At 44.3% G+C, this 14723-nt stretch carries 14 protein-coding genes; 1 reads left to right on the top strand and 13 read right to left on the bottom strand.

Going from position 1 to position 14723, the window contains the following annotated elements:
* Nucleotides 1-27: 27 nt before the first annotated feature.
* The 13 genes from gatC to B143_RS09975 form a co-directional block, all read right to left on the bottom strand.
* Complete coding sequence (gatC, locus tag B143_RS0105990; protein ID WP_008315773.1) at nt 28-318, bottom strand: Asp-tRNA(Asn)/Glu-tRNA(Gln) amidotransferase subunit GatC; 291 nt, start codon at nt 316-318, stop codon at nt 28-30.
* Nucleotides 315-521, bottom strand: coding sequence for a cbb3-type cytochrome oxidase assembly protein CcoS (gene ccoS / locus B143_RS0105985; RefSeq protein ID WP_008315774.1), 207 nt, complete (start codon nt 519-521; stop codon nt 315-317). The genes gatC and ccoS overlap by 4 nt, the downstream gene beginning before the upstream one ends.
* Nucleotides 518-2950, bottom strand: coding sequence for a heavy metal translocating P-type ATPase (locus B143_RS0105980; RefSeq protein ID WP_018122580.1), 2433 nt, complete (start codon nt 2948-2950; stop codon nt 518-520). Before B143_RS0105980 ends, ccoS begins: the two co-directional genes overlap by 4 nt.
* A gap of 3 nt (nt 2951-2953) precedes the next feature.
* Nucleotides 2954-3775, bottom strand: coding sequence for a FixH family protein (locus B143_RS0105975; RefSeq protein ID WP_018122579.1), 822 nt, complete (start codon nt 3773-3775; stop codon nt 2954-2956).
* 75 nt (nt 3776-3850) lie between these two features.
* Nucleotides 3851-5260, bottom strand: coding sequence for a cytochrome c oxidase accessory protein CcoG (gene ccoG, locus B143_RS0105970; RefSeq protein ID WP_018122578.1), 1410 nt, complete (start codon nt 5258-5260; stop codon nt 3851-3853).
* Between the two features lie 147 nt (nt 5261-5407).
* Nucleotides 5408-6349, bottom strand: a complete 942-nt coding sequence (ccoP, locus tag B143_RS0105965) for a cytochrome-c oxidase, cbb3-type subunit III (protein WP_008315778.1) — start codon at nt 6347-6349, stop codon at nt 5408-5410.
* Nucleotides 6350-6376: 27 nt separating this feature from the next.
* Complete coding sequence (locus B143_RS0105960; RefSeq protein WP_008315779.1) at nt 6377-6643, bottom strand: cbb3-type cytochrome oxidase subunit 3; 267 nt, start codon at nt 6641-6643, stop codon at nt 6377-6379.
* A gap of 26 nt (nt 6644-6669) precedes the next feature.
* Complete coding sequence (gene ccoO, locus B143_RS0105955) at nt 6670-7473, bottom strand: cytochrome-c oxidase, cbb3-type subunit II (RefSeq protein WP_026165734.1); 804 nt, start codon at nt 7471-7473, stop codon at nt 6670-6672.
* 21 nt (nt 7474-7494) lie between these two features.
* Nucleotides 7495-8955 (bottom strand): cytochrome-c oxidase, cbb3-type subunit I, encoded by a 1461-nt coding sequence (gene ccoN / locus B143_RS0105950; RefSeq protein WP_018122577.1) that lies wholly within the window; start codon nt 8953-8955, stop codon nt 7495-7497.
* A 162-nt stretch (nt 8956-9117) separates the two neighbouring features.
* Nucleotides 9118-10488: a deoxyguanosinetriphosphate triphosphohydrolase gene (locus B143_RS0105945; RefSeq protein WP_018122576.1), complete on the bottom strand. Its 1371-nt coding sequence runs from the start codon at nt 10486-10488 to the stop codon at nt 9118-9120.
* Nucleotides 10481-11509 (bottom strand): tRNA (adenosine(37)-N6)-threonylcarbamoyltransferase complex transferase subunit TsaD, encoded by a 1029-nt coding sequence (tsaD, locus tag B143_RS0105940; RefSeq protein WP_018122575.1) that lies wholly within the window; start codon nt 11507-11509, stop codon nt 10481-10483. The genes B143_RS0105945 and tsaD overlap by 8 nt, the downstream gene beginning before the upstream one ends.
* A 24-nt stretch (nt 11510-11533) precedes the next feature.
* The gene (locus tag B143_RS0105935; protein WP_018122574.1) at nt 11534-11902 is read right to left on the bottom strand and encodes a diacylglycerol kinase; all 369 of its coding nucleotides are present in this window, start codon (nt 11900-11902) and stop codon (nt 11534-11536) included.
* Nucleotides 11899-12042 (bottom strand): hypothetical protein, encoded by a 144-nt coding sequence (locus B143_RS09975; protein ID WP_008315786.1) that lies wholly within the window; start codon nt 12040-12042, stop codon nt 11899-11901. The genes B143_RS0105935 and B143_RS09975 overlap by 4 nt, the downstream gene beginning before the upstream one ends.
* Nucleotides 12043-12237: 195 nt before the next feature.
* Between B143_RS09975 and B143_RS0105925 the strand changes: the two genes are divergently transcribed.
* A complete protein-coding gene (locus B143_RS0105925; protein WP_018122573.1) occupies nt 12238-14721 on the top strand; it encodes a DNA topoisomerase I in 2484 nt (827 codons plus the stop codon).
* Nucleotides 14722-14723 lie beyond the last annotated feature (2 nt).

The raw sequence follows: 14723 nt of genomic DNA, 5'->3' as shown, positions 1-14723 counted from the left end.
CCTAAATTCTTTCGATGGATAAATGGGTTATTCGATCACTTTCGGAACGAGATACAAGCCTTTTTCAACGGCTGGCGCCACCACTTGATACTCATCACGGTGATTCGTTTCCGTCACCACATCGTCTCTAAAAGGTTGTGTACGATCAAATGGGTCACTCATCGGTTCGATATTCGTGGTATCCACACTTTGCAACTGATTGAGGATCGCTAATGTATTTTGTAACTTCTCTTCTAACATCGGCAATTCATCGTCACTGACGGCAATCTGTGCCAACGTCGCAATTCTCTTGATATCAGAGGCTTTCAATTGACTCATTTCTTTTCATCCTTCTCTTCTAAAGTCTTCTCTTCTTTGTCCACACCTATTCGATAATAATCATCATCTTCATCAAATAAAATGCGATGGGCAGGGCCTTCTAAATCATCAAACTGTTTAGAGCGCACCGCCCAAATAAATCCAATCGCTACGGCCACCAATAACAAGAATGATAGCGGCAGAAGAAAGTACAGAATTTTCACTCTTTGTCTCCTTCTCTGATTCTTAATGTGTTGCCGATGACGAGCAGTGAACTTAAGCTCATCCCAAGTGCTGCCATCCAAGGCAGAATAAAGCCCATCATCGCGGCAGGTAATAGCAGAATATTATATAGTAAAGCCCACGCGAGATTTTGAATAATTATTTTATGAGTGCGTTTTGCAACTTTTATGCCATCAAGGAGCGGCGTCAATTCTGTGGAGTGCATCAAGATCATATCTGCCGTGGCTTGGGTTAAAAGTGCCCCTTGACCAATGGCAATCGAAACATCCGCTTGGGCTAAAACAGGCGCATCATTGATCCCATCGCCAAGCATCGCCACAATTTTTCCAGATTGCTGCAATGCTGTCACATACGCCAATTTATCCTCTGGCGTTTGATCCCCAAGGGCATGATCAATCCCTAAACGCTGATTCATGTGCTGCACTGTTTCTGTACGGTCGCCACTTAAAATGTGCAACGTATAACCGGCTGCTTTTAAGGATTCAATCACAGCGATGCTGTCAGATTTTAATTCATCTTTTAAACAATAGAGCGCTAAAAGCTCTTCATTGCTGCCAAGTGCAATCCAAATGCCATCATCTAAATCATAATCACGGCTGGCATTGAACCAATCGACGCGCCCAATGCGATAATTGACGCCATCAATGTAACCTTCTAAACCTTTGCCCACGATGTTATCCACATCTGTCACAGTCAAAAGCACATCATCACGATGCCCTTTTTTAAAGGCAGAAGCGATCGGGTGATTCGAACTGGCCTCTAATGAACGGGCAATCAGCATCAGTTGATCTTCTGAAAAGCGATCGGTCAATAACTGCGTTTTCACCAACGTCAAATTGCCTTCTGTGAGGGTGCCTGTTTTATCAAACACAATGTCCGTCACTTGGGACAAAGCTTCAATCGTGCCGGAGCGCGTGCCAATCAATCCCTTTTCAATCATCACTTGATTGCCTGTGCTGATGGCAGAAGGCGTGGCAAGCGCTAAAGCACACGGGCAAGAAACCACCAAAACAGAGAGCATCACTTCAAAGGCGCGTGCATCATCCACAAAGAGCCACGCCACATATGTACCAATACAAGCAGCAATCAAAATGAGCACAAACCATGTCGAGACAAGGTCAGCGAGTTTGACAAACTTTGGCTTCTCGCTCATTGCGCGTTCGATCATCAAGGTCATTTGTGAGAAAACGGTATCGCCACCCACTTTTGTCACCTTCATTAAAAGGGATTGCTCTTGATTGATCGCTCCGCCAATCACTTCATCATGGCGCTGCTTTTCGACAGGCAAGCTTTCACCCGTTAATAATGACTCATCCACCCATGCAGTTTCTTGCAATAAAATGCCATCGGTCGGGATTGATTCGCCGGGTTTAACACGCAATACATCGCCAATGTTGATTTGATTGACGGCAATCAGTTCACTTTGTCCATTACTGAGCATGCGCTCTGCAATGTGCGGCTTTAATTTTAACACGTGATCCGTCATCATTAAGGCTTTGTGACGAGCATTCATCTCAATTAAGCGCGCGCCTAACAATAAAAAGCCAAACATGGTGACCGATTCAAAATAGATTTCGCCGACGTTAAATATTGTGTTCCAAATGCTTGCCAGCGTCCCTAAAATGATGGCCAGCGAGATGTTCACATTCATGGTCAGCCGCTTATTTTTCAAATCATAATAGGCAGATTTATAAAATGTCCAGCTTGAATACGTCACGCATGGAATTGCCATAATGAAACTTGCCCAACGCAAAATGAGGCGCGAACCATCACTGATGCCATCATAATGACCAAAGTAAAGGCCAAAAGAGAACATCATCACTTGCATGGAGAAAATGGCGGCAACACCAAACTCTAAAAAGAGGGTTTGGCGTTCTGCTTTAAGTTTTTTCTGTTGCGTTTGCTCATCATACGGCGTTGCTTCATAGCCTAAATTATAAATGGCCAACAAAACCTTTGAGAGCTGCACTTGATCGGGATTGAATTCTAAATATGCGCGGTGCGTTGAATAGTTAATGTCAAACTTACGCACGCCTGGCAATTGCTTAATCTGATGCTCAATGAGCCACACACATGCTGCACACACAATGTTGTCAATGATGAGGCTCAAGCGCGAAAGATTTTCATCCCCTTCTGTTTGCGAGGAGACAAATTGCTTGGCAATCTCAGGATGATCATAAAAACTGAGCTCATCACGCAGCTCCTTTGGCACCAAATCGCCAATGGAATCTGGGCGCAATGCAGCCTCTGTACGAAATTCATAGTAATGCAATAATCCTGAATCACGGATCATCTCACAAACGGCTTTACAGCCTGAGCAACACATCGGCTGCGGTTGATCCTTGATGGTGACATAAAAAGGGGCATCACCATGAATCGGCTGCGTACAGTGGAAACATTGTGTGGACATAGATTAAGTCGTCTTTTTAGCAGGTGGAATCACTTCAATGAGGTTATCGTTCACATCTTGATAGACTTCGTCGCCTTTTTTAATGTGCACTTCAAAGTCCCAACGCCCTAAGCGTTCAAACATCATTGGCGCTTCATAGATGCCCTGACCCACTTCAGTAAATGGCACAATGCGGTTGAGCTCTTGCTCTGCTAAGCGTTTTAAATTGATGGACACTTCGGCATGCTCAATCGGTACGCCTTCACGATCCACCACTAAAAAGCTCATGATGTTCTCTTCATTCATGCGCGGTGGATTGTGTTCAAATTGATAGCGCACTTTCCAGCCACGTTCGGCTTGTTCACGCATTTTAGCTTTATGGGCATTAAAATATGCCTCTTTTTTATGATAAGCATTCGGGACTTCACCGGGGAAGCGCGTATTGACGCTTTTCACGCCGCCATCTTGATCCACATATTGCACGCGTAAACCTGATTCTGCCATAAAGACAAATGCACCATCTAAAATGGTGAGCACCACAAAAAAGCCAAACACAGTAATCGGCACCCAATGGGTGCGCTTACCATCTTTGCCTTTTAGAGCATTCGTTTTTTTGCCCACTAAATAGTAAGCATAACTCGTTAAAATGTTACATGAGAAATAGAGGGCAGCCACATCGCCACCCGTCCAATTCATAATTAAGTAAGGCACCAATACGGCAATGCTCAATAACCCTGAGATCACAGAAGCTTGTAACCGTGTAAAACGCAACACATGATGCAACAGTAACGTCACCACTAAAACACTGACGATCCCGGTCATCATTACGGTTAAAACGTCATTCATTTCTACTATTCTCCTTCAAAGTTATCTCACATGAAAAATAGAGCTTGCGCTCTATTTTTCACGGTTGTTGCCGGTTTACTTGGTCACAAATTTAGAGTTCAGATGATGAGTTTCAATCACCTTACCCTGATCATCTTTGACCAAAATTTCCACATCAATCGGCTGGCTTGGCGCGCCTTTTACGGTTTGATGCACCAATACACGCCAGTTTTTACGGTCGCCCGCTGCGATGGTTTCGTTGTTCTCAGAGACCACTAAATCTAAATCTTTAGTGTCCACTAACTTCACTTCCACCATTTTTGGTGTCATGGTGAGGTTGTTGAGTTTTAACATATAACGGTTTTGAATCAAGCCGTTACTCATCACGGTGTAGGCAGGTGTTCTTGTTTTTTCAAGCAAGAAAGACATCTGTGCACTCGTAACCATGCTCCAAATCAATACACCAATGACCACTAAAATCACCAAACCATAACCGATGTTACGGGGTTTAAAGAAGTGCGTTTTCTTGCCTTCTAAACCATTGAGTGAGTCATAGCGAATCAATCCCGTTGGATAGCCTGTTTTGGTCATCATGGTATTACATGCATCAATACACAAGCCACACGTGATACACTTATAGTTTAAACCTTCACGAATATCAATCCCTACAGGACACACTTGCACACATAGATCACAATCTACGCAATCCCCGTGACCGGCTTCATGACGTGTTTCTAAATCACGCAGCTCTTTTGTGGGTTTCGCGCGGCCTTTCGCTCCTTCACCACGTTTTTCATCATAGGCCACCACCAATGTGTCTTTATCAAACATTACGCCTTGGAAACGGGCATACGGGCACATGTAAGAACACACTTGTTCACGGGCAAAGCCAGCCATCACAAAGGTTGTGGTGGTGATGAATAAAATGGCACCATATGCGGCAAATGGCGCATCCCCTGTGATCACTTCCTTCAGTAACTCTGAAGATGGCACCCAGTAAGCGGTGAAGGTAAAACCTGTCCAAATGGCAACTAACAACCACACCAGCCACGTTCCGCCCACTTTGATCAGTTTTTCACCGTTCCAAGGCATTTCATACAACTTGCTGCGCTTGTTACGACCGCCTTGAATCCAAGTTTCGATCTTCATGAAAAAGTCTGTCCAAATGGTTTGGAAACAGAAATAACCACAGAACACGCGCCCTGCAATGTTGGTGATGAAAAATAGCAAGAATGCAAAAATCATCAGTACGCCGGCAAGCCACATGATGTTTTGAATGTCCACATCTAACCCTAAAACATAAAATCGTCTTTGGGCAATGTCAAACAAAACGGCTTGATTTGGTACGCCCGCAGCACGTGGCCAAGGCAACCATGGTAATAAATAAAACACCGCTAAACCGAAGTATAAAACCGCGGATTTAAAACGGCGAAAAGTCCCCTTAACATCTCGTGTAAATATTGGAATGCGCTTTTGATAAAGCGAATCTGGTTGTTGATCTGACACAACGCCCTCCCTCTTACAAATCTAACGAATTACTCTCTATACTCCCACCCGCCATTGTACTACTCTTTCGGGGTGAATAAAAATAAAGGACTCAACATTTCGAAGAGTCCTTTACATTAATCAATTTTTTTTGACACGCCAAAAAAGTTATTGACCGCCGCCTAATTCATGAACATAGATCGCAAGCGCTCTGATTTGTTCTTTCGTTAAACGTTCTTTCCAAGTTGGCATCACGCGATCATCTTGTGGTGTCACACCAATGGTGATGCGGTGCGCCATCATGGCCACTTTTTCTTCATCATTTTTTGCTTCAAATACAGGCACCAATTCCCAGATTTGATCGGTTAAGTTTGCAGAACCCATGGTTGGCAAACCTTTACCATCTGCACCGTGACACGTAAAGCAAGTACCTTTACCTTCAAAGATTGCTTTACCGCGCTCAGTGGCTTCATCTGCAGTGTAGTTACCTGACAATGTCAATGCGTATTTTGCAACATCATTGATTTCATCTTCAGATAAACCTGTCAATTTAGCTGGCGTCATGTTACCTGTACGACCTAAAGTGATGGTTTGCTCGATTTGAGAGTAATGACCGCCCCACAACCACGCATCGTCCGTTAAGTTTGGATAAATACCAAATTTACCTTCACCGCCCGCACCGTGACAGGTTGCACAGTTATCACCGAACAATACCGCACCTGTTTGCAATGCGAACTCTTTTAAACCTTCATTCTCAGTCGCTTCGATGTCATCAATTTTACCAAGCGCTGCCAATTTACCGTAGTAATCTGCACGGTTTTTAGCTTCAGTTGAAGATTGTAATTGTTCTGCTAACAATGTACGGGTGTTCCAATGTAACTTCTCTTCTTTACCATCAACCTTAACTTCTACAGTTTTAATCCCTTTTGTCCAGCTGTTTGGTAACGGCCAAGTAGGATATAACACCCAGTAAATCAAGGCAAAAATGACTGTGCCATAAAAGGCTAATAACCACCATCTTGGCAATGGGTTGTTGAACTCTTGAAGGTTCTCATCCCATACGTGCCCCGTGGTTTCTACTTCTTGTTTTTTATTGATATTTTCACTCATAAATCAATCCTCAAAATAAAGTAATCATCAAGCTTTATGATCATTACTTACATGATTTTGTCCGCTATGAGACGCATCAGTTTGCGCCCTTTTCTCCTCAGCACGGGCTGAATTGACTTGGCCTAAATCCTCATCATCTAATAGAGGAATCATACGATAGCCATCATAGCGAGCCTTGCGGTCTTTATTAGTGAAGACATAAATAATTATTCCAACAAATACGGTGAAAAAGATCACCGCCGCAACGGTTTTACTGTTGCTCATATCCGTGAACCATGAAAAAAACTCAATCATTTATTTATGTCTCCAACGCTTAATAATTAACGGAATTTACTGTATTCGATACCATCATCATCTTTAAACTGATACATCGTACCTAATACTTGTAAATATGCGACCAAGGCATCCATTTCTGAGATATAGTCACTAGATGTGTCGAACATGCCTGTTTTCGCTTGGTCTTCCAAGTTTGCAGTTGCATTCTCAATCACAAGAAGTTTCGCAACGCTTTCACCAAAACGCTCTACGTTCGCATTGTACTCTTCCTCTGTTTTAGAGTAAGGCACACCTGTGATGCGTAAGGCTTTCATGTGAGCTTCAACATCTTTATAGTAAAGTTTGTTTTTGCTCAACCAAGGATAGCTTGGCATGATGGATTTTGGCTCAACGCTTCTTGGATCTGTCAAGTGTTCTACATGCCAACGGTTACTGAATTTACCACCGACACGCGCTAAGTCTGGACCTGTACGTTTAGAACCCCATTGGAATGGATGGTCAAACTGAGATTCAGCTGCTAATGAGTAGTAACCGTAACGCAAGTATTCATCTTGCATTGGACGGATCTGTTGTGAGTGACACGTATAACAACCTTCTCTCACATAGATATTGCGACCTAACATTTCAAGCGGCGTGTATGGACGAATGGCATCCACTTCACGCTTCACACGTACGCGCTTACCTGTATTTGGATCGACCGTGCGCTCTGTCACTTCTTTTTTCACAACTTCAATGGTGTCATTGATGAAGAACAAAGGCACAATTTCAATCAAACCACCGATGCTGATGATGACGAGTGTCAACACCAACAATAAACCGGAGTTCTTTTCAATTTGTTCATGTCTAATCATAATTTATCTCTCCCTCTATTAAGCATGAGCAACAGCCGCAGGAATCGCTGCGTGTTTATCTGCTTGCGCTCTAGTGCCTTGTTTGATTGTCATATAGAAGTTATAGATCATGATGACAGCACCTAATAAGAACATAGAACCACCTAATGCACGCAAGATGTAAGGTACATGCATGAATTGAACAGTTTCGATAAATTTGTATGTCAATGTACCGTAGTTAGGATCGAAACCACGTAACATCATACCTTGGCCGATACCTGCAACCCATAAAGCTGCCACGTACAATACGATACCGATGGTTGCTAACCAGAAGTGCGCAAACACCAATTTTTCGCTGTACAATCTGCCACCAAATACGCGTGGAATCATGTGGTATAAAGAACCAAACGTGATCATTGCAACCCAACCTAACGCACCTGAGTGAACGTGACCCACAGTCCAGTCAGTGTAGTGAGACAATGCATTCACAGACTTCAAGCTCATCAATGGACCTTCAAACGTACTCATACCGTAGAAAGATAATGCAACGATGAAGAAACGTACGATTGGGTTTGTACGAACCTGATCCCAAGCACCAGACAATGTCATGATACCGTTGATCATACCGCCCCAAGAAGGTAACAATAAGATGATGGAGAATGTTGCTGCCAATGAAGACACCCAGTCAGGTAATGACGTCCAGTGTAAATGGTGCGCACCCGCCCACATATAAAGGAATGACAATGCCCAGAAGTGGATGATGGATAAACGATAAGAGTAAACTGGACGGTTCACTTCTTTTGGTACGAAGTAGTACATCATACCTAAGAACGCAACTGTTAAGAAGAAACCAACCGCGTTATGACCATACCACCATTGAACCATAGCATCTTGAACACCGGCGAATACGTTATATGATTTAATGGTGAAACCATCAAATACTGGAATGGCGATGTTATTGAAGATGTGCAATAAAGCAGTGGCTAAAATGAACGCTAAGTAGAACCAGTTCGCAACATAGATGTGCTCTTGTTTACGGCGCAATAAAGTATTGAAGAATACCCAGAAATAACACACCCAAACAATAGCAACAGCCCAGTCAATTGGCCATTCGAATTCAGCATACTCTTTACCTTGTGTAAAGCCTAATGGGTAGCTGATCATGATTAAAAATACGCCGACAGTCCAACCCCAGAATACGAATTCTGCAAGTTTACCGTATGCTAAACGCACCTGACATGTACGTTGTACAACATAGAAAGAGGTACCAATCAAAGCGGAACCACCCATACCAAAAATCACCATGTTGGTATGCACAGGACGCAAACGACCAAAACTCAACCATGCTTGGTCAAAGTTCAACACAGGCCAAGCCAACTCTAAAGCGGCCCAAACGCCCGCGAGCATGCCGATTGCCCCCCAGACTAATGTCATGATCGCAAATTTACGAATCACACCATAGTTGTATTGGGTATCCCTAATATCTACGGTTTCTCCCATACTTCCCCCGAAAATAAAATAAAAAGTCACGTATTAACTAACTATACACACTGCAAAGATATAGCAATGCGCCATATTTTACGTCATACAGCGTTAATAACATTGACAAAAATCAATAGACTACTGCTGTAGACCGCCCTATTCTACCTGAATTATTTTTTTTTAGGTAGTTAAATGCACCCCTGTAATCATTTGATAAACGTGGACTGCATAACGATCAGTCATTCCTGAAATGAAATCGGTGATTTTTAAAATCCGTAAATATGGATCCGCATCGAGCTTGCGATTTGCCCCTAAAAACTGATCGGGCAAGAAACTCATCAACATACGAGATTTTGAAGTGGAACGCGCATAATATTCTTGATTGACTGCGCCGACAAAAGCTTTTAATAAACCTTCTATGATTTCATGGCCGGCGATGCCCACTTCTAAGACAGGTTGGGAGACATAAATATGATCATACGCATAGGTCTTAATGTTTGCCAATACATTTGCCGATGGAATGAGGCTCAATAAATCCACCGTCAATTGTCCATTGAGCATCTCTGTTTCATGCTCAATGAAGGCTTTGACCACTTCATCAATCAGCAATCCCATGGCAAAAGCACGAAGGTATTCGATTTTATCTTTATCGCGCGTGATGCGTTTAACCTTATTTGGAAAACCGCCATATGGCGCAATGATCGATTCATAAAAACCGATCACTTCCTCGCTGCTCATGAGGGATAAACGATACGCATCTTCAATGTCCACAAGCGAATAACACAGATCATCCGCCGCTTCTAATAAATAGACCAACGGATGGCGCGCCCACGCAATCGCTTCCCCACTCTTATTATATAAGAGTGGCAGCATCTCTAAACGGGACATGATACTGCTGAACAGATCCTTTTCCGCTTGAAAGTAATTGAATTTTTTGAGTGCAATGTGATCAATAGTTTTGCGCTCTAAGCTGCCACACGGATACTTAATGAAGCTTGCCAACGTCGCCAATGAGAGCTGCATGCCGCCATCATTGTCCACATTTTGTAATTTTGTCAGTAGGCGAAAGGCTTGCGCATTGCCCTCAAAATAGAGGAGATCATTTTGCTCGGCTTTCGTCATCTCTGCTAAGGCGCGCATGCCAATCTCTGAATCTGCAAAGAACTGCCCAATCCCATCTTCTCCCGCATGCCCAAACGGCGGATTGCCGATGTCATGGGCAAGTGCTGCCGCAGATAATATGGTGCCCACATCGCTTGCCGACAGATCACCTAAGCGATCATTGTCCGCCAAATGCTGCCCCACTAATGTACCAATACTGCGCGCAACGCTGCTCACCTCTAAACTGTGGGTTAAACGCGTGCGCACATAATCGGTTTGCGCCAGCGGAAAAACTTGTGTCTTATCCTGCAAGCGACGAAACGCCGCGGAGAAAATCAAGCGGTCATAATCTTTTTGAAACGCCGAGCGATACCACTGCGCGGCTTCCTGTGAACGGGCAACGCCTAAACGATCTTTCGTGAGTAGATGTTGCCAATTCATGCTAGGCATCGTGTTGCTCCACCTTTTGCGATAAATCAGAGAGTGGCCAACGGGCTTTGAGTTTGACCTCATAATTGACGGCGCCTTGATTGCGCACCAAGCGCTCATGGCCAACGTATGCCACCATGGCACCATTATCCGTACAAAAGAGTGGACGCGGATAAAAAACACGCACGCCCAGCGGATCCATTACGCGCGCCAACTCTTGACGCAACAATTGATTCGCAGCCACGCCGCCGGCAATCACAATGGATTTAACGCCGGTTTGCAACACAGCTTTTTTCGCTTTTGCCGTCAATGTATCAATGACCGCACGCTGAAAGCTTGCGGCAATGTTTGGGTAATCAGCTTCTGTGGCATCTTTAATGGTCATCGCCACTTTGGTTTTTAAACCACTGAAACTGAAACGCAAATCGCCGCTGTCTAACATTGGGCGTGGGAATGCGTACGCTTTTTCATCCCCCGCTTCTGCCAATTTAGCCAATTTAGCGCCACCAGGATACGGTAAATCCATGAGTTTTGCTGTTTTATCAAATGCTTCACCCACGGCATCATCTAACGTATCACCCAAAATTTGATACTCGCCGAATGCCTCCACTAAAACCAATTGCGAATGACCGCCCGATACCAATAGCGTTAAAAATGGATACTCCGGCTTATCCTCTTCTAAATGCACCGCTTGCAAATGAGCTTCCATGTGATTGACACCCACGAGCGGCTTATTCAACGCATATCCTAAACCTTGGGCATACAACGCGCCCACCATCAATGCACCAATGAGCCCCGGGCCTTCTGTAAAGGCAATGCCATCGATGTCTTTATAATCTTTGCCAGCCTCTTCAAGGGCAGCATTCACCAATAAAGGCAACTTACGGATGTGATCACGCGATGCCAATTCTGGCACCACGCCACCATAGAGCGCATGCAACGCAATTTGTGAATAAATTTGATGTGCCACCAAACCGTTTTCGCTGTCATACAGCGCAACGCCCGTTTCATCGCACGAACTTTCAATTCCAAGTACTAACACTTTTACCTTCTATTTCTGATTCAATTAGCGAAATACCAATACTGCAACCCATGTCACAGCCATCAAGATCATGGCCACCATCACAATGGCTGATCCTATATCCTTCGCCTGTCCAGAGAGCGGATGATGCTCAGGACCAATGCGATCCACCACAGCTTCAAGGGCAGAATTGACAAGCTCTGCCACTAAAATTAAGCCAAAACTCCCAAAGAGGAGCGCAAACTCAATGCCTGTGTTTGCAAGCCAAATCGCCAAACCGAGCACAATGGGCAATGCATATACTTCTTGTCGAAAGGCCGCTTCACTTAAAAAAGCTGCCCGTAAACCCTTAACGGAGTAACCGCACGCATGACGAATGCGCGTGAGCCCAGTTGCTCCCGGTTTATTCATCATGGCATCGGGATCTCAATGGATTCATTTTCAAATAAACCAGCACCATAATCATCCATCATCACCCAACCAATGAAGACAACGATGATGACGATGTACAACCATCCAAATGATCTCTTTTGTTTCTCTTCGCGACGACGCATATGATCTTTTATCCTATGACTTGAAAGATTAGAGCCAACATTGTAGCTTATTATTTAGTTTTCATTAAGTACATGAAAGTGTATTATCTCCACATTTTTAGTAAAACTTCGTAAAGCTTTATGACAAAATTCTAAATAACTACTAAGCTTTAACCTTTTAACATATTCAGACAACTGTAGGAAATTTTAACATTCATGAGTAAAACTCTTGTTATTGTGGAATCCCCCGCAAAGGCCAAAACGATCAATAAATACTTAGGCAAAGACTATAAAGTGCTTGCCTCTTTTGGGCACATCCGTGATTTGGTGCCTAAAACTGGTGCGGTTGATCCCGATCATGATTTCGCCATGAAGTATGAAATTGTCGAGCGCAATCAAAAGCACATCAATGAAATTGTCAAAGCCTTAAAAGATGCTGATGCGTTATTGTTAGCGACGGATCCGGATCGCGAAGGTGAAGCCATCTCTTGGCACATTAAAGAGTATTTAGATGAGAAAAATCTCCTCAAAGATAAATCGGTGGCGCGCGTGGTGTTTCATGAAATCACCAAATCCGCGATTGAAGAAGCCATCACCCATCCGCGAGACATCTCGATGGACATGGTCAATGCGCAGCAAGCCCGCCGCGCCCTTGACTATTTAGTGGGCTTTAATTTATCGCCGCTCCTTTGGAAAAAAATCAGCCCGGGATTGTCTGCAGGGCGCGTACAAACGCCTGCCCTTCGCATGATTTGTGAGCGCGAAGATGCCATCGAAGCCTTTAAACCTGAAGAGTATTGGACCATTGAGTCACAATTAAAGCACAATGATGTGGCTTTTAAAGGTCGCTTAACTGAATTTGATGGACAAAAAGTGGAGCAATTTTCCTTCACCGATGAACCAACCGCAATGGCAGCAAAAAACACCTTGATCCAGACTTTTGGTCAAATGTTGCCTGTTTATAACATCGAGAAGAAGCAGCGCCGCAGAAATCCCACCGCGCCTTTTACCACATCAACCATGCAACAGGAAGCGGCGCGTAAGCTTGGCTTTGCCACAACACGCACGATGCGCACCGCCCAATCATTGTATGAAGGGATCAACATTGGCACAGAAACCATCGGTTTGATCACGTATATGCGTACAGACTCCGTTTCCCTTGCCAAAGAAGCCGTCGAAGAGATCGCAGCCCTCGTTAAAAAACGCTATGGCGATGATTATCTACCTGAAACGCCGCGCGTTTATAAAACCAAATCCAAAAATGCACAAGAGGCGCATGAAGCCATTCGCCCAACCTCTGCATTCCGTCATCCTGATGACATGAAGCAATACTTAACCTCAGATCAATTCCGTTTATATGAATTGATCTGGAAGCGCACGGTGGCTTCCCAAATGTCCTCTGCCATTTTAGACACGGTGGCTGTGGATCTAGGGCAAGCAAAATTACACACATTTCGCGCCAATGGTTCCACCATCTTATTTCCCGGCTTCATCATCGTTTACACTGAAAGCTTTGATGATAAAAAAGAGGAAGATGATGAGAAATTATTGCCTGCGTTAAGTGTGGGCGATGCCGTTCACATTGATGAAGTGATCGCCACCCAACATTTTACTGAGCCGCCACCACGCTTCTCTGAAGCCTCACTCGTTAAAGCATTAGAAGAGCATGACATTGGCCGCCCATCCACCTATTCTGCCATCATTTCCACATTGCAAAATCGTGAATATGTCACCGTGGATCAGCGCCGTTTTTTCCCAACGGATGTTGGGCGCATTGTCTCGCGCTTTTTAACAGAGCATTTCACACAATATGTGGATTATGACTTCACGGCCAAAATGGAAGGCGAACTGGATGAGATCGCCAATGGACAATTGGCATGGATTCCTGTGATGAAAGAGTTCTGGACGCCGTTTCATGAATTATGTGTCACCAAAGATGAATCTGTATCACGCGCGGATGTGGCTCAAGCCCGCGAACTTGGCATTGATCCTAAATCTGGTAAACCTGTCTCTGTGCGCATCGGGCGCTTTGGTCCCTTTGCCCAAATTGGCGATAAAGATGATGAAGAGAAACCAAAGTTTGCCTCGCTTCGTAAAGAGCAGCGCATCAACACCATCACATTAGAGGAAGCCCTTGCCCTTTTCACCTTGCCAAGAAGCCTTGGCACGACAGAAGAAGGCGAAGCGGTGCGTGCTAACATTGGTCGCTTTGGCCCCTACATTCAATATGGTCAAAAGTTTGTCTCGTTAAAAGAAGATGATCCTTACACCATTGAATTGCCCCGCGCATTAGAACTTGTGGCAGCACATAAAGCAGCAGAAGCGGCAAAATTCATCAAAGCCTTTGAAGCGCATGACATTCAAATCTTAAATGGCCGCTGGGGACCTTATGTGACAGATGGTGAGAAAAATGCCCGCATTCCAAAAGATTGCGAAAATCCTGCCGCTTTAACGTTAGAAGAGTGCCAAGAGTTGCTCGCAAAAGCCCCCGCTAAACGCACAAAGAAAAAGGCAGTCAAAAAGGCCGCCCCGAAAAAAGCAACGACTAAAAAAGCTCCTGCGAAAAAGTCTACGAAAAAAGCAGATGACGCAGACGGCAAAGAGAAACCTAAAAAAGCGACCGCAAAAAAGGCACCGGCCAAAAAAGCCGCGCCTAAAAAAACGGCAGCGAAAAAAGTGACAAAAAAAGAGAGTGAATAATC

Origin of the sequence: Wohlfahrtiimonas chitiniclastica DSM 18708 (assembly GCF_000375345.1) — a bacterium.
GTDB classification, from domain to species: Bacteria; Pseudomonadota; Gammaproteobacteria; order Cardiobacteriales; family Wohlfahrtiimonadaceae; genus Wohlfahrtiimonas; species Wohlfahrtiimonas chitiniclastica.
This window is presented reverse-complemented; position numbering and strand designations above follow the sequence as displayed.